Source organism: Actinomadura sp. 3N508 (assembly GCF_044326375.1).
GTDB lineage: Bacteria > Actinomycetota > Actinomycetes > Streptosporangiales > Streptosporangiaceae > Spirillospora.
The window spans coordinates 147301-162672 of sequence record NZ_JBIRAX010000012.1 but is presented as its reverse complement, the minus strand read 5'-3'; the positions used below and the strand labels follow the sequence as shown (position 1 = coordinate 162672).

At 71.9% G+C, this 15372-nt stretch carries 12 protein-coding genes; 7 read left to right on the top strand and 5 right to left on the bottom strand.

Going from position 1 to position 15372, the window contains the following annotated elements:
* The first annotated feature begins 274 nt into the window (after positions 1-274).
* From ACH34S_RS34465 to ACH34S_RS34440, 6 genes are all read left to right on the top strand, one after another.
* Positions 275-1486, top strand: coding sequence for a glycosyltransferase family 4 protein (locus tag ACH34S_RS34465; protein WP_395957070.1), 1212 nt, complete (start codon positions 275-277; stop codon positions 1484-1486).
* Positions 1465-2745: an MFS transporter gene (locus ACH34S_RS34460; protein ID WP_395957069.1), complete on the top strand. Its 1281-nt coding sequence runs from the start codon at positions 1465-1467 to the stop codon at positions 2743-2745. Before ACH34S_RS34465 ends, ACH34S_RS34460 begins: the two co-directional genes overlap by 22 nt.
* Positions 2746-2788: 43 nt before the next feature.
* On the top strand, positions 2789-3166 hold the full coding sequence (locus ACH34S_RS34455) for a VOC family protein (RefSeq protein ID WP_395957068.1): 378 nt from the start codon (positions 2789-2791) through the stop codon (positions 3164-3166).
* Between the two features lie 145 nt (positions 3167-3311).
* The gene (locus tag ACH34S_RS34450) at positions 3312-3653 is read left to right on the top strand and encodes a hypothetical protein (RefSeq protein WP_395957067.1); all 342 of its coding nucleotides are present in this window, start codon (positions 3312-3314) and stop codon (positions 3651-3653) included.
* Between the two features lie 235 nt (positions 3654-3888).
* Positions 3889-5766, top strand: coding sequence for a molecular chaperone HtpG (gene htpG, locus ACH34S_RS34445; protein ID WP_395957066.1), 1878 nt, complete (start codon positions 3889-3891; stop codon positions 5764-5766).
* A 196-nt stretch (positions 5767-5962) separates the two neighbouring features.
* Positions 5963-9742, top strand: coding sequence for a helix-turn-helix domain-containing protein (locus tag ACH34S_RS34440; RefSeq protein ID WP_395957065.1), 3780 nt, complete (start codon positions 5963-5965; stop codon positions 9740-9742).
* Between the two features lie 40 nt (positions 9743-9782).
* Here ACH34S_RS34440 and ACH34S_RS34435 read toward each other — a convergent pair whose 3' ends face one another.
* Positions 9783-10925 carry an acyl-CoA dehydrogenase family protein gene (locus ACH34S_RS34435; protein WP_395957064.1) on the bottom strand — a complete coding sequence of 381 codons (1143 nt, stop codon included), beginning with the start codon at positions 10923-10925 and terminating at the stop codon, positions 9783-9785.
* A gap of 77 nt (positions 10926-11002) precedes the next feature.
* On the opposite strand from ACH34S_RS34435, the gene ACH34S_RS34430 reads away from it, so the two are divergent.
* On the top strand, positions 11003-11704 hold the full coding sequence (locus tag ACH34S_RS34430) for a MerR family transcriptional regulator (protein ID WP_395957063.1): 702 nt from the start codon (positions 11003-11005) through the stop codon (positions 11702-11704).
* Between the two features lie 4 nt (positions 11705-11708).
* Here the strand turns inward: ACH34S_RS34430 and ACH34S_RS34425 are convergent, their stop codons facing one another.
* From ACH34S_RS34425 to ACH34S_RS34410, 4 genes are read right to left on the bottom strand one after another with little or no spacing between them, the layout of a single operon-like run.
* Positions 11709-13382, bottom strand: coding sequence for a polyamine aminopropyltransferase (locus ACH34S_RS34425; protein WP_395957062.1), 1674 nt, complete (start codon positions 13380-13382; stop codon positions 11709-11711).
* Complete coding sequence (locus tag ACH34S_RS34420; RefSeq protein WP_395957061.1) at positions 13379-14515, bottom strand: hypothetical protein; 1137 nt, start codon at positions 14513-14515, stop codon at positions 13379-13381. Before ACH34S_RS34420 ends, ACH34S_RS34425 begins: the two co-directional genes overlap by 4 nt.
* On the bottom strand, positions 14512-14889 hold the full coding sequence (locus ACH34S_RS34415; RefSeq protein WP_395957060.1) for a DUF4247 domain-containing protein: 378 nt from the start codon (positions 14887-14889) through the stop codon (positions 14512-14514). Before ACH34S_RS34415 ends, ACH34S_RS34420 begins: the two co-directional genes overlap by 4 nt.
* 26 nt (positions 14890-14915) lie before the next feature.
* Complete coding sequence (locus ACH34S_RS34410; protein ID WP_395957059.1) at positions 14916-15368, bottom strand: DUF350 domain-containing protein; 453 nt, start codon at positions 15366-15368, stop codon at positions 14916-14918.
* Positions 15369-15372 lie beyond the last annotated feature (4 nt).

The following is a 15372-nucleotide window of genomic DNA, read 5'->3' as shown; positions in this document are numbered from 1 at the left end:
GGCGGGCGTGATTCGCTAAGACGCGTGGGGTGATCCCTTCCCCGTGGAGTGATCCTTTCCCGTCCGCTCGTCCGGGATGAGGGCAGATCAAGGGACCCGGCCGGGTCCGGTGTGGGTGGCACCGGACCCGGTGCGGCGCCGCGCGGGACCTGGCGGGGCGGCCGTGCGGCGTGGAGGCGCGAGTAACGCCGGGGCCCGATGATCACGACCTTTGGAACACTCTCGGTGAACGGTGCCGGTGAATGGTGTCGCGCTCCCGGGGAAGCGGGTCCCCATGGACATACCCCGGACCCTCGTGATCACCGGGCACTTCCCGCCGGAGCCCGGCGGGGTGCAGACGTTCACGTGGGAACTGGTGCGCCGCCTCCCCGCCGACCGGCTGCTCGTGGTCGCGCCCGCCTGGTCCGGGGCCGCCGCCTTCGACGCCCGGCTCGACTTCCCCGTCGTCCGCCGGCACGCCTACCTGCTGTTCCGCGGCCTGCGCCGGCTCGCCGCGCGGCACCGCGCCGAGGTCGGCTGGATCACCGCCGCCGCGCCGTTCGCCATGTACGCGCCGCTGGTCAGGGCGGCCGGGGTGCACCGGCTGATCGGCTCCACGCACGGGCAGGAGCTCGGCTGGTTCCGCTGCGCGCCCACCCGGGCCGCGCTGCGCGCCGTGGCCCCGGCCTTCGACGCGCTCACCTTCCTCAGCATGGGCACGCGCGGCGAGATCGCCGCCGCCCTCGGCGACCGGACGCGGCTCGTCCAGCTCGCCGGGGCCGTCGACGCGGTCCGGTTCCGTCCCGGGCTGGACGGGCGGCCGGTGCGCCGGCGGCACGGCCTCGGGCAGGGGCCGGTCGTCCTCAGCGTGTCCCGGCTGGTCCGCCGCAAGGGCCACGACCTGCTGCTGGACGCGTGGCCCGACGTCGTCCGGCGGCATCCGGGCGCCCGGCTGGTGATCGTCGGCGACGGCCCCACCCGCGCCCACCTGACCGACCTCGCGGCGCGCACGGCCCCCGGCACCGTCACCATCCCCGGCGCGGTCTCCCCCGCCGACCTTCCCCGCTACTACGCCGCCGCGGACGTGTTCGTCCTCCCGTGCCATGACACCCGCCGCGGGCTGCAGGTCGAGGGCCTCGGGCTGTCGGTCCTGGAGGCGTCGGCGGCGGGCCTGCCGGTCGTGGTCGGACGGTCCGGCGGCAGCCCCGAATCCCTCATAGACGGGCATACCGGCGTGCTCGTCGATGCGGCTCGCACGAACAGCCTCGCGGGCGCCCTGCACGACCTGCTCGCCGACCCGTCCCACGCTCGCTTCATGGGCGAGAACGGCCGCCGCTGGGTCTGCGAGAAATGGAGCTGGGACCGGGCCGCCGCCCGCCTGGCCGCCCTCCTGCGCGGCAGTCCCGTCACTCCAGAGGAACCGTCCCCCGCAGACGAGGGCGCGCGGCTTCGCAACGCCGCCGCCGTACGGGGGGTCGAGGCCGCATGGGACTCAAGGAGCAGCTGAACCGCCGCGACTTCCGGCGGCTCATGGTGGGCCAGACGGTCTCCTCGTTAGGCGACTGGACGGGGACGCTCGCCCTGATGTACTTCGTCCTCGAACTGAGCGGGTCCACGACCGCGGTGGGCGGCGTCCTCGTCCTGCGCCTGCTCCCCTCCGCGCTCGGCGCACCGCTGGCCGCACGGGTCGTCACCCGATGGCCGCGCCGCTCCGTCATGCTGACCTCCGACCTGATCCGCGTGGGGATGGCGCTGGCGCTGCCTGTCGTCCCGTGGCTGTGGTGGGTGTACTTCTGGGCGTTCGCCATCGAGGTCGTCGGCCTGTGCTTCCTGCCCGCCCGGGACGCCGCCATCCCGTACCTCATCGAGGACCCCGGCGAGAAGAAGCACGGGCGCGAGCACGACACCGGCACCCTCGAGGTCGCGAACGGCATCACGATGGCCACGTCCTACGGCATGATCCCCGTCGGCGCGGGCCTGTTCGGGCTGATGCTGTGGGCGTCGAACAACGCGGGCTGGGAGGGCCACTGGCGCTACGTCGTCGTGTTCTGGCTGGACGCGCTCACCTACCTCATCTCCTATTTCGCGATCCGCTCCATTCCCGACCTCGGCCCGAAGCCCGGCGAGCGATGGGCGGCCGGGCAGTCGCGAAAGCAGCAGGGCGGCTTCCTCGACGCGCTTCGCCTGCGCGTCGTGCGCGGCGTCCTACCCGGGGTGGCGGTGGTCGCGCTGGGCCTCGGCGCGCTGTTCTCGCTCGGCGTCGTGTTCGTCAAGGACATCCTGGACGCGAGCCCCGTCGGCTTCGGCGTCCTGGTGGCGCTGTTCGGGGTCGGCGCGCTGACCGGGCTGATCCTCGTCCGCAACGGCCGCTGGCCCCTGATGACGCAGATCCGGACGGCCACCGCCCTCCAGGGCCTGACGATCGCCACCATGGGCGCGGTCGCGTCGATCACCTGGTCGTTCGTCGGCGCCGTCATCTTCGGCGGCGCCGCCACCGCCGCGCTCGTGGGCGGCATCACCTACATGCAGGAGAGCCTGGAGGGGTACCGCCGCAACCTCGCCCTCACCGCGTTCCACGCCGTCCTGCGCTTCGGCCTGGCGCTGGCGGCGCTCCTCGCGGGCGCGGCCTCCGACCTGCTCGAACGGTGGGACGTGAGCCCGCTCGGCATGGAACCGCCCCGCCTGGTCCTGGCCCTGTCCGGACTCGTCGTCATCGCTGGAACGTTCCTCATCCGCTCCCCCGCCGGACGACCCAAACCCATCTGACGCATCCGGTATACGGATGTCACCTCTGGGATAGAAGGGACTCATGGATTTCAAACTGGAACTGGTCGCGGTGCCCGTCTCGGACGTCGACCGCGCGAAGGCCTTCTACACCGAACAGGTCGGCTTCAACCTCGACCATGACCACCGGGTGAGCGACGAGATCCGCTTCGTCCAGCTCACACCGCCCGGCTCGGCCTGCTCGATCGCCATCGGCACCGGCCTCGGCGCCGAGATGGCCCCGGGCTCCCTCCACGGCCTGCAACTGGTCGTCGCCGACGCCGACGCCGCCCGCGCCGAACTCGCGTCCCGCGGCGTCCAGGTCAGCGACGTCCACGACTTCCCGTGGGGCCGCTTCGTCTACTTCAAGGACCCGGACGGCAACGGCTGGAACATCCAGGAAATCCAAGCCAGGACGGAGTAGGCCGCTCAAACCCGCCTGACCGCTTCCGGCAAAGTTGATCTCCCCCTGGCCCATATGGACCCCTGCGGTGATCATGTGGGGCACGACTCACTCATCAAAGGAGTGCACCCCCATGAAGCGATCATTAGGGCGAGCCGCTTTAGCCATGGCCATGGCGGCGTCCGCGACCGTGCTCCCCGCGTCGCTCGCGTCCGCGACGACCGCCGATCCCCTCCCGGGCTGCCCGGTCGACTCGCTGTGCGCCTGGTCGGGAGACAATTTCACGGGGAAAGTGGTGACGTTCGGGCCCGGCGAGGGATGCGTCACCACACCGTTCCCAGTCCGGTCCGCCGCCAACACAATTCCGGGCGGCGGTGTCGGCATTCCCGTCGCCCTGCTCGTGATGTCGGGCAAGGACTGCACCGGCGACCCTCTCGACAACCTGGGCCGCGGCGAATCCGCGCGCCACCTCCCCACCCCGGGCCTCAGCGTCTGGTCGGTCTTCTGACCCCACCCCTCCCCTGACCGTCCCGGGACGTTCGCAGCCTGCCGACCACGGCGACCGTCGTCGGCAGGCTCCCCTCCCGGCAACGACCCGGTAGGCGGCGCGCGGGTCAGGGCGCCGTCCGGGTGCGCTACAACACCGCATGATCCGGACCAGTCCAGGGTGGGCGGTTGACCGGCGGGTCCGGGGATTTCTATCCTGAACGGCTGTCCGGCGACCACCTACTGGGAGGGGAAAGGTGTCATTACAGGCGGAAGAGGAGACGTTTCGCTTTCAGGCCGAGGCGGCGCAGATCCTGGATCTGATGGCCAATTCGCTCTACAGCAACAAGGAGATCTTCCTTCGCGAGCTGGTCTCCAATTCCTCGGACGCGATCGACCGGCTGCGGATCGAGCGGTTCTCGCGTCCGGAACTGGGCGAGGACGAGCCGGACGGCGGCGAGCCGCGGATCCGGGTCGGGTTCGACAAGGACGCGGGCACGATCACCGTCGCCGACAACGGCATCGGGATGAGCCGCGACGAGGTGATCGAGAACATCGGAACGATCGCCAAGTCGGGCACCTCCGAGTTCCTCCGGTCGCTGACCGGCGACCAGCGGAGAGACACCGCGCTGATCGGGCAGTTCGGCGTCGGCTTCTATGCGGCGTTCATCGTCGCCGAGCGGGTGGTGCTGACCACGCGGAGGGCCGGGCTGCCCGCGGACGAGGCGGTGCGCTGGACGTCCGACGGCAAGGGCGAGTACACGCTGGAGGCCGCCGAGCGGGCGGAGCGGGGCACGACGATCGTGCTGCACCTGCGCGACGGCGAGGACGAGCTGCTGAACGAGCACCGGCTCCGCTCGATCATCAAGCGCTACTCCGACCACATCGCCCGCCCCATCACGGTCGGCGAAGACGACACCCCGGTTAACCAGGCGTCGGCCTTGTGGACGCGCCCGAAGAGCGAACTGAAAGACGCCGACTACCACGAGTACTACAAGCAGCTCACGGGCGACTTCACCGATCCGCTCGGTCATGTGCACGCGAAGGTCGAGGGGCGGTACGACTACACGCTGCTGCTGTTCGTCCCGTCGCGGGCGCCTTTCGACCTGTGGATGCCGGAGCCCGCGCAGGGCGTGCGCCTGCACGTCCAGCGCGTGTTCATCCTGGAGGACACCGGCCGCCTGCTGCCGCGCTACCTGCGGTTCGTGCGCGGCATCATCGACTCCGCGGACCTGCCGCTGAACGTGTCCCGCGAGATCCTGCAGGGCAGCCAGGCGATCGACCACATCCAGGCCAGCGCGGTCAAGAAACTGCTCCGGCTGCTCAAGGACATGGCGGACGGCGAGCCGGAGAAGTACGCGGAGTTCTGGACGCAGTTCGGCGCCGTCCTCAAGGAGGGCGTGTTCGACGACCCCGCCCACCGGGAGGACATCGCCGCCCTGCTGCGCTTCACCTCGACCCGGTCCGGCGGGGAGGCCCGCGTGTCGCTCGCCGACTACGTCTCCGGGATGAAGGAGGGGCAGGACAAGATCTACTACCTGCTCGCGCCGGGCCTGTCCGACGCCGCCGCCAGCCCGCATCTGGAGGCGTTCCGCGCGAAGGACATCGAGGTGCTCCTGCTGGACGACAGCGTCGACACCTTCGTCGTCACCGGTCTGGCGCAGTACGAGGGGAAGCAGTTCCAGTCCGTCGCGCAGGGGGCACCCGACTTCGGCGCCATGGCGGACGAGGCGGAGAAGGAGGCCGCCGAGCAGGCCGACTCCGACTACGCCGACCTCCTCGGCAAGCTCAAGAAGCACCTGGACGGCAAGGCGTGGGACGTCCGCGTCACCAGTCGGCTCACCACGTCGCCCGCGTGCATCGTCGCCAACGAGGCCGAGAACGACTTCACCGTCGCGCGCCGGCTGCGGGGGTCGGGGCTGCCCGCGCAGCCGATCCTGGAGATCAACCCAGGCCACCCGCTGGTGCAACGCCTCAACGGCGGCCAGGACGACCCACGCCTCGCCGACTGGGCGCACGTCCTGTACGACCAGGCCGTCCTGACCAGCGGCGCCCGCATCGAGGAACCGGCCGCGTTCGTGTCACGCCTCAACGACCTGCTCGTCTCCCTGACCGACACCGAACAACCCGGCTGAGCGAGGTAGGCGGCGGCCCCGCCGGGGCCGCCGCCACACCGCGCTCCCCTGCCCTACGCCGTTTCCCGCACGGCCGGAATCTGGGAGCCCCTCGCGAACAGGTCTTTCTCACTGAATGTCGCCACCGTTCAGCAGTGCGTAGCCGTAGGCTCGCTGCGTTGTTGAAGTGGGCGCCCTTCAGCGAGAGGACGGGCTCATGGACCTGGACGGCGACAAGGCGGTCCCCCGGACCGAGCCGAGCCGGGTGCAGGGTGAGGGCGGCGAGGTCACGTTCGGGACGGAGTTGCGCCGCCTGCGCCAGGCGGCGGACCTGTCGCTGGCCGGCCTCGCCAAGAACCTGCAGACCAGCAAGGGATATCTGAGCCGGCTGGAGCGCGGGCTGCAGAAGCCGAGCGAGGCGTTCGCCCGTGCCTGTGACGCCGCCCTCGGGGCCGGTGGCGCGCTGTTCGCGCTCGCGGTGGGGCCGGTGACCGGCAGGTGCCCGTATCCGGGGCTCACGTCGTTCCGGGCCGAGGACGCGCGGTGGTTCTTCGGCAGGGAGCGGGCGGTCGCCGACCTGCTACGGCTGCTCGCCGACCCGCGCACGGCGGGGCACCCGGCGGTGGTGGTCGGGCCGTCCGGGATCGGGAAGACCTCGCTGCTGCGGGCCGGGCTGGCCACGGCGACCGCCCGTGGTGCCCTGCCGGCCCGGCAGCCCGGCGCCCCGGAGACGCTGTACCTGACGCCCACCGCGCACCCGCTCGACGAACTGCGCGGCCATGACGCGCGACGGCCGCTGGAGAGTTACGCGCTGGTGATCGTGGATCAGTTCGAGGAGCTGTTCACCCTGTGCGCGGACGAGTCCGAGCGTGAGGCGTTCATCGCGGATCTGTGCGGGCGGGCGGAGGCCGGCCTGCCGGTCGTGTTCGGGGTGCGTGCCGACTTCTACGGGCATTGCGTGGCCCATCCGCCGCTGCTGGCGGCGCTGCGGGCCCGGGTGCTGCCGCTGGGGCCGATGACCGTCCCCGAGCTGCGGCAGGCGATCACCGAGCCGGCCGCCGCCGAAGGGCTCGCCCTGGAGCCGGGACTGGTCGAGGTGTTGCTGCGGGACCTCGGCGCCGCACCCGGTGAGGAGGGGAGCGGCGCGGGGACGCTGCCGCTGCTGTCGCACGCGCTGCGGGTCACCTGGCAGCACCCGCAGGACGGCGTGCTCACCATCGAGGGATACGAGCGCACCGGCGGCGTCCACGGCGCCGTCGCGGCCACCGCCGAGCAGGTCTACCAGGGACTGGACGAGGGCGCCCGGCCGGCGGCGCGGCGGCTGCTGCTGCGGCTGGTCCGCGTCGGCGACCAGGGATCCGGCACCCGCCTTCGCGTGTCACGGTCGCTGCTTGAGGGGCCGCAGGCCGAGACGGTCCTGGAGTCGTTCGCCGCCGCCCGCCTGATCACGTTGGGCGACGGGACCGTCGAGATCAGCCACGAGGCGCTGCTGCGGGCCTGGCCGCGGCTGCGGGAGTGGATCGACGCCGATCAGGTCGGGCTGCTGGTCCGCCAGCGGCTCACCGACGACGCGGCGGCGTGGCAGGCGGCGGGCCGCGACGACAGCCATCTCTACCGCGGGACACGGCTCGCGGCGGCCGGCGAATGGCACACCGCCCACCCCGGTCAGCTCGCGCCGCTGGAGAGCGCCTTCCTCGCGGCCGGCCACCGCCAGCAGCGGCGCGGCGCCCGGCGCATGCGGCGGCTGATGGCGGCGATCGCCGCACTCGCCGTGCTCGCCATGGTCACGGCCGGGTTCGCCGTGAACCAGGCGGGCCGGGTCACCCGGCAGGCCGCCGACACGGCCTCCGCGCGGTTGAGCACCCAGGCCGACGCCGTCCGCCCCAAGGACTCTGCCCTGGCCGCGCTGCTGGCCTTGACCGCGGACCGGGCGGCTCGCACCCCGCAGGCGCGCAGCGCGCTGATCGGCTCGTCCGCCCCGCCCTACGCCACCCGGTATGTGACCGGTGGCCGGACCGACACCACGGCCTGGGCGAGCAGCCCGGACCAGCGCGTCCTCGCGGAAGGCACCGCGGAGGGGACCGTGCGGGTGTGGCGTACGGCAGGGAGACGGCAGGACCGCCCCGAGACGGTGCGTATCGCCACGGGCGCGATCACCGAGATCACGGTTCATCCCCGGGGTGTGCTGGCCGCCGTCTCCGAAGACAACCACCTCATCCGCCTATGGGACGTCAGCGGCACCCGCCGGCCGCTGCGGCTGCCGGACCTGAGCGGTGCTCCGGGCCCGGTGACCGCCATCGAGTTCAGCCCGGACGGCAGCCGCCTGGTCACCGGACACGGCAACGGGCGGCTGGCCCTGTGGAACACCTCCCCGGACCCTCGGCACCCCCGGCTGCTGAAGCAGTGGCAGGTGAACAACGACCACATTCTCGACGTGGCCGTCAGCCGCGACGGGCGCCGCCTGGCCACCGTGGAGGGCGATGACCAGGTCACGGCATGGGACGTCGATAACCCTGGACGCCCGCGGCGCCATTCCGTCCCGAGGCTGCGGGGACGGCACGACTTCAAAACGATCGCGCTCAGCTCCGACGGCCGCTCTCTCGCCCTCGTCAACGCCGCCATCTCCGGCCATCCCGTCCTCCTCGCACGCATCGCTCAGGACGGCGAAACGACCAGACCACGACGGCTCTACGAGTCCGTCAGCACGGTGAGCGATCTGGCGTTCAGCGCTGACGGGGCCGCCCTGGCCGTGGGTGACATCGACTCCCGGGTCAAGGTGTGGAACGTCCACGACCTGTGGAAGCGGGACGGCTGGAAGACGGCCTGGCACCTGACGCTCGACCAGCCCGATCAGGTGGTCGGGCTCGGGTTCGGTCCCGACGGCACCTCGCTCGCCGTCGGAACCCGTACCCAGGGCATTCGCCTCTGGCGCCCGCTGCCCCCGCTGGCCGGGCACAACGACTCCCTGACGACCCTGGAGATCAGCCGGGACCGCGAGCTCGCGCTCACCACCGGCAGGGACGGCACCGCACGCCTGTGGAGCCTGGCCGCCGGCGGGTCACCGCGCCCGCTCGGCGCCTCCTTGGACTGCAAGGGCCACCCTCTGGGAGGCGCGGCCTTCAGCCCGGACCGGCGCACCCTCGCCCTCACCACCGACGCCCCCGATCACTCCGATCTCCGCAAACCGTGGACGTGGGCCGCCGTGTGCCTGTGGGACGTGTCCCGCCCCGAGCGCCCCCGGCGCTTGGGCTCCGGAAACGCGCACGCCGAGAACCACATCAACGACGCCGCGTTCAGCTCCGACGGACGGACCCTGGTCACCGGTGCCAATGGCAACGACGCTCTCATCGTCTGGAACGTCTCCGACCCCTACCGTCCCGATCCCCGCACCCGCCTCCCCGTCCGCCGCGTCACCTCGCTGGCCTTCCTCGGCGAGACGAGCACGCTCGCCGTCGGCACCGTAGACGCAGGCGTGCAGCTTTGGAACGTCGCCTCCCCCTACGCGCCCCGCTTCCTGCGGCGGCTGGCCAACGCCCCGAGTGCGGCCAGCCTTTCCGCGTCCGCCGATGGGCGCATCCTCGCGGCGGGTTCCTATGACCAGCGTGTCTACCTGTGGAAGGCCGCGGAATCCTCCGCCCTTGAGCCCCTGCCTTCTCTGGACGGCCACAGGGGCACGGTGTTGCAGGTCGACCTCGACACCCGCGGCCGGAACCTGCTCACCACCAGCGGCATCTCTCCCGGTCCGACCCGGCTGTGGAGCCTGAGTGACCCGCGCAAGCCGCGGCCGGCCGCGGCCGTCGAAGGGGCGCACGGCATCGGCGTCCTCACCGGCGAGGCCGGCGGGTTCCTCGTCACCACCGGCGATTTCTCGCTCCGGCATTGGGACACCGACCCCCAGGCCGCCGCGCGGGCACTGTGCCGATGGGCCGGCAGCCCCCTGACCGCGGAAGAACACCTCCTGCACGGCACCGGCGAGATCGCCTCGCCGTGCGGTTGAAGCCCACCGAACACGCCCCGGTGCGCGCAGGCCGAGAGCGTCAGACGCCGAGGGAGCGGCCGATGATCTCCTTCATGATCTCGGTGGTGCCGCCGAAGATGGTCTGGATGCGGACGTCCTGGTACGCCTTCGCGATCGGGTACTCGGTCATGTAGCCGTAGCCGCCGTGGAGCTGGACGCACCGGTCCACGACCGTCTTCAGGAGCTCGGTGTTCCAGTACTTGAGCATCGCGGCCTCTTCGGCCGACAGCTCCCCCTCGCCCTCCTTGACGATGCACTGGTCGGTGAACGCGCGGGTGACGGTCAGCTCCGTCTTCATCTCGGCGAGCGTGAACCGGTTGTGCTGGAACTTGCCGATGGGACGGCCGAACGCCTCGCGGGTCTTGCAGTAGGCGAGGGTCTGCTCGAACGCGGCCTCGGCGGCGGCCTGCGCGGTGGCGCCGATGGACAGCCGCTCGCGGGCGAGGTTCTGCATCAGGTAGATGAACCCCATGCCCTCCTCGCCGAGCAGGTTCGAGGCGGGGACGCGGACGTTGTCGAAGAACAGCTCGGCGGTGTCCTGGGCGTGCAGGCCGACCTTGTCGAGGTTGCGGCCGCGCTCGAAGCCGTCCATGCCGCGCTCGACGACCAGCAGGCTGACGCCCTTCGCCCCGGCGGACGGGTCGGTCTTGGCGACGACGATGACGAGGTCGGCGAGGATGCCGTTGGAGATGAACGTCTTCGACCCGTTCAGGACGTAGTCGTCGCCGTCCTTGATCGCGGTGGTCTTGATGCCCTGGAGGTCGGAGCCCGCGGCCGGTTCCGTCATCGCGATGGCGGTGATGATCTCGCCGGAGCAGTAGCCGGGGAACCAGCGCGCCTTCTGCTCGGGAGTGCAGAGCTGGCGCAGGTAGCCGCCGTTGATGTCGTTGTGGACGGCGAACGCGGGCCCGTGGATCCCCGCCCTCGCCAGCTCCTCGTTGAAGATCACGTAGTAGCGGTAGTCGGGGTTGCCGCCGCCCCCGTACTCCTCGGGCATGTCGATGCCGAGCAGGCCCGCGCGTCCCGCGGCCAGCCACACCTCGCGCGAGACGATGCCGTCCTTCTCCCACTGCTCGTGGTGCGGCGCCGCCTCCTTCGCGATGAAGGAGCGCACCATGTCACGGAAGGCCTCGTGCTCCCCTGTGTAGATGTCCCGTCCCATCCGGCGGTCTCCCTTGGTAAGTGCGTCCTGATACAGGATTAATGTAACACTGGCACTGTCACATAGAGGGAGGCGGGATGGAGCTCACCGTCGACGAGCTGGCCTCGCGCGCCGGGGTCACCGTCCGCACCGTCCGGTTCTACGCCGGGCGCGGGCTGCTCCCGCCGCCGAAGCTCCGCGGCCGGACGGGCCTGTACGGCGCCGACCATTTGGCGCGGCTGGAGCTCGTCCGGGAGCTGCAGTCGCTCGGGCTCACGCTGGCGGCGATCGAGAAGCATCTGAAGCGCATCCCGCCGGAGGCGTCGGCCGAAGACCTCGCGCTCCAGCGGGCGCTGCTGTCGCCGTGGGCGCCGGAACGTCCCGAGGAGCTCGACCGCCACGAGCTGGACCGCCGGGCGGGACGGCACCTCGATGATGACGTGCTCAAACGGCTCGCGGCCCTCGGAGTGGTCGAGATCCTCGCGGACGGCGTCGTCCGCGTCGTGAGCCCCGCGCTGCTCGGGATCAGCGCCGAGCTGGCCGCGCTGCCGCTGCCGCTCGACACGCTGATCGCCTCGCACGAGGCCGTCGACCGGCACACGACCGCGCTGGCCGCCGAGCTGCAGCAGGCCTTCCAGGAGACCGTCGTCCGGCCCTACCGGGAGGGCGGGCGGGCGCCGGAGGAGCGGGAGCGGCTGATGGAGATGGCCGGGAAGCTCAAGCCGCTGATGATCCAGTCGCTGGTGACGTCGTTCCAGCGGGCCGTCGACAAGGCGATCCGGCAGTCCGTCCCCGACTAGGCGGTCAGGCGTCCTTCCACTCGTCTTCCGCGTACTGCACCAGGCGCGGGTGGACGAGCGTGTTGATCTCCACGTCGCGGTGCCGGCGGTCCTTGGGGAAGACCGTCGCGGCCTGCAGCACCGCGGCGTCGAGGAAGCGCAGGTCCGAGACGCCGGACGGAAGCGACAGGGCAGGCGGGTCCGGCGTCGGCGCGGCCATCACGAACCCCCAGTCGCCGAAGCTGGGCACGTCGACGTGGTACGGGGTGGTGGCGAGGCCGGCGGCGGCGATCGTCTTGCGGATGCTCCAGAACGACTTCGGCGCGAAGTACGGCGACCCGGACTGGACGACCATCCGGCCGCCCGGATTCAGCGCCCGCTTCACCATGCCGTAGAACTCGACCGAGTACAGCTTGGCGGTGGCGACGTCGTCGGGATCGGGCATGTCCACGATCACCGTGTCGAACCGCTCGTTCAGGCCGCGCAGCCACGAGAACGCGTCCGCCTCGACGACCTTGGCGCGCGGGTCCTCGAACGCGCCGCCGTTGAGGGCGGCGATCGGCCCGTAGGTGCGGGCCAGGCGCAGGATCTCCGGGTCCAGCTCGACGAGCGTCACGCTGCGGACGTCGTCGTGGCGCAGCACCTCCCGGAGCGCGAGCCCGTCCCCGCCGCCGAGGATCAGGACCTTGCCGTGCGGGCCGGACATGATCGGATGGACGAGCGACTCGTGGTAGCGGTACTCGTCCACGGAGGAGAACTGGAGGTCGCCGTTCAGGAAAAGCCGCAGGTCGGGGCGGCCCGACAGCGCCACCTTCCGGGTGATCACGATCTCCTGGTAGGGGGTGCGCGCGGACAGCACGATCGGGTCCCGGTACAGCACCTGGCGGGCCGAGATCTCGAACTCGTCCGCCAGGACGTAGGCCGTCCCGAGGACGGCGAGCACCGCGACCATCCCGGCCGACAGCGCGGCCCGCGTCCAGGGGCCGACGTCGCGGCGGAACAGCCACAGCACCACCGCCATCCCGGCCACCGCGTTGACCGCGCCGACCAGCAGCGCGCCCTTGATGTGCCCGAACAGCGGCAGCAGGAAGAACGGGAACGCGAGGCCGCCGATGAGCGCGCCGACATAGTCGGCGGCGAACAGGTCGGCGACCGCGGCCCCCGCCTCCTGCCGCCGGATCCGCTGCAGCAGCGTCATCAGCAGCGGCAGCTCGGCGCCGATCAGCGCGCCGACGAGGAACGCGATCACGATCAGCGCCGGGTTGTACAGGCTCAGCCAGGCGAACGCCGCGTACAGCGCGAGCACCGACAGCCCGCCCAGCAGCGCCAGCACGCCCTCGACGATCGCGAACGCCGCCACCGGACGGTGCCGCAGCGGCTTGGCGAGCAGCGAGCCGATCCCCATCGCGAAGACCATGACGGACAGGACGATCGACGCCTGGGTGACGGAGTTGCCCATCAGGTAGCTGCCCAGGGCGACCAGGGCCAGCTCGTACACCAGGCCGCAGGCGGCGCACGTGAACACCGCCGCCAGCACCAGCGAGCGGGCCGCCCGCGCCGGAATCCGCAGCCGTTCCCGGTCCGCCGTCTCGTCCGCGTCCTTCGCGGTCTCCGCGGTCTCCGCCGCGTCGGGCCGGCCCGGCTCGTCGGCGGGGTTCGTTCCGGCCTTCACGGCGGCGGTTTCGGGGCCTCCGGTCATGTCCCGCTCTTCCGCCGGTTCCGCACCGCGGCGACCGTGAACCAGAGGGCGGCGCCGGCGATCATCGCGACCCCGATGACCGTCCAGACGTTGCGCTTGGTGACGCGCGAGGTGTGGAGCCTGTCCCCCGCGGGCGGGGCGGTCGCCGCCGCGGTCCGCGCCGGGACCGGGGGTGCCACGCCCTCCTCCGCCATGAGCATCGGCAGCGCGCCGATGGCGTCCCGGAGCCTCGCGACGCCGTACTCGCCGTTGATGCCGTCCTCACCCGCCATCTGGAGCTTGCGCTCCAGCGTGTAGGTGTTCAGGTTCTCGAAGGCCCTGGTCTCGTCGAAACTCGACTCGATCTCCAGGGTCCCGAACGTGAACTCCTTGGACGACGAGGAGTAGTTGTAGTCGCTTTCGAGGACCACCCACTTCGGGCAGCGGCCGGGCACCTGGCGCGGGTCCACGCCCGGCCCGAGGTTCGACCCGAACTCCACGCCCAGGTCGTCCAGGGCCCGCAGGTCCCGCTCGCGCTCCAGGTCCGCGGACGACGGGCGCGTCCACGTGGGCGTGGGCACGGGTGCGGTGGGCCGGGGTGCGCCGGGTCCCGTCGTGATGGGGGCGGGCGCGGTCGGTGCGGGCGCGGTGCCCCGCGGCTTCGCCGGTGCGCGCCGCGTCCCGGTCGGGACCGGCCGCGTCCTGGCCGGAGCCGGACGTGCCCCGCTCGGCACGGGGCGCGCTCGGCTCGGCGTCGCGCGCGGCGCCGGGGAGGCGGGCGCGCCGACCTCCACGCCGGGGGACGGCGGCGGCGCCCCGGGGGGCGGCGGGCTGAACGTCCCCTGATAGGACGGCGTCACCTGCGTGATCTTGCGGTAGCGACCGGAGTCGATCACCCAGCCGTAGCAGATGCCCTGCGCGGCCTCGGCCGCCGAAAGCTGCTCGACGAGCCGCCCCAGCTGCTGTGGCCCGAAGAACGGAGCGCTCTCGGCCGCCTTGGCGCGACCGCCGAAGACGCCCTCGTCGTACATGCCGTACAGCGGCCAGCCGATCATGAACACGACGACCACGGCCGCGATGACGCAGCCCGCTTTCCCGTTGCCGCCGCCCGACCCGTTGCCGCCGCCCGATCCGGTGCGGTTGCCGGAGCTCACTTGCCTCCCCCTCCGGGCCCTCCGCCGCGGAAGGACGAGACCTTGCCGCCGGGACCGCCCCAGCTCCCGCTCACCGTGGAGTGGTAGCGGGCGTATCCGCGGTCGGGGTCGTCGACGGTGATCCGCGAGCCCCGCCCGTCGGGCAGGATCCCGACGATCACGCCGGGATACCGCAGGTAGATGCCGGTCGGGGTGTAGATCCGCTCATCCGTCTTGTGCTTCCAGACGATGTCCTCGGCCACCTTCAGCGGCGTGTCCGGCGACCGGTAGGTATCGGACGAGACCTTCCGGTAGTGGCTGGTGATGTGGCCGCGCGGTGACACCCCGGTCGCGAACGTCGCGATCAGGATGATCAGCGCCCCGAGCGAGGCCACCAGCCCCGCTCCGATCGCCGGACCCTTCAGGAGACCGCCCCGGCCACGATCGCGGCGACGCCCAGGTCGGCGGCGGCGACCACCCACCCGGCCGGGTGGATCCCGCCGGCACTGCCCGCGGCGGCCGCGCCGCCGCCGTCGACGAGCGTCGCGCCGAGCTTGCCCGGCGTGGTCACGTCGAGGAGGAGGAACGCGACGATCATCAGCACGATGCCGATGCCGCCGAACACGGCCGTGTCGATCAGCCCGTCGCTCAGGTCGTTGTCACTCGTGATGATCGCGGTGGTGACGATCGCGCCGATGCCGAGGAGCTTCGCCGACAGCAGCAGCGCGGCGCCCCGGTTCCCCTCGGTCCAGATCTGCTTGCCGAGCCGGCCGGGCGTCGTCACCTCCACCACCAGGTAGCCGATCGCCATCAGCGCGATGCCGATCGCCCCGTAGGCGAAGGTGGCGCCGATCTCGTCCAACAGGTCGTCCATCTGC

Excerpts from the sequence above, each read along its gene's own strand:
- ACH34S_RS34435 (WP_395957064.1), bottom strand. The coding sequence starts at position 10,925 with ATGGGACGGGACATCTACACAGGGGAGCACGAGGCCTTCCGTGACATG.
- ACH34S_RS34460 (WP_395957069.1), top strand. The coding sequence starts at position 1,465 with ATGGGACTCAAGGAGCAGCTGAACCGCCGCGACTTCCGGCGGCTCATG.
- ACH34S_RS34430 (WP_395957063.1), top strand. The coding sequence starts at position 11,003 with ATGGAGCTCACCGTCGACGAGCTGGCCTCGCGCGCCGGGGTCACCGTC.
- ACH34S_RS34440 (WP_395957065.1), top strand. The coding sequence starts at position 5,963 with ATGGACCTGGACGGCGACAAGGCGGTCCCCCGGACCGAGCCGAGCCGG.
- ACH34S_RS34450 (WP_395957067.1), top strand. The coding sequence starts at position 3,312 with ATGGCCATGGCGGCGTCCGCGACCGTGCTCCCCGCGTCGCTCGCGTCC.
- ACH34S_RS34410 (WP_395957059.1), bottom strand. The coding sequence starts at position 15,368 with ATGGACGACCTGTTGGACGAGATCGGCGCCACCTTCGCCTACGGGGCG.
- ACH34S_RS34425 (WP_395957062.1), bottom strand. The coding sequence starts at position 13,382 with ATGACCGGAGGCCCCGAAACCGCCGCCGTGAAGGCCGGAACGAACCCC.
- ACH34S_RS34455 (WP_395957068.1), top strand. The coding sequence starts at position 2,789 with ATGGATTTCAAACTGGAACTGGTCGCGGTGCCCGTCTCGGACGTCGAC.
- ACH34S_RS34465 (WP_395957070.1), top strand. The coding sequence starts at position 275 with ATGGACATACCCCGGACCCTCGTGATCACCGGGCACTTCCCGCCGGAG.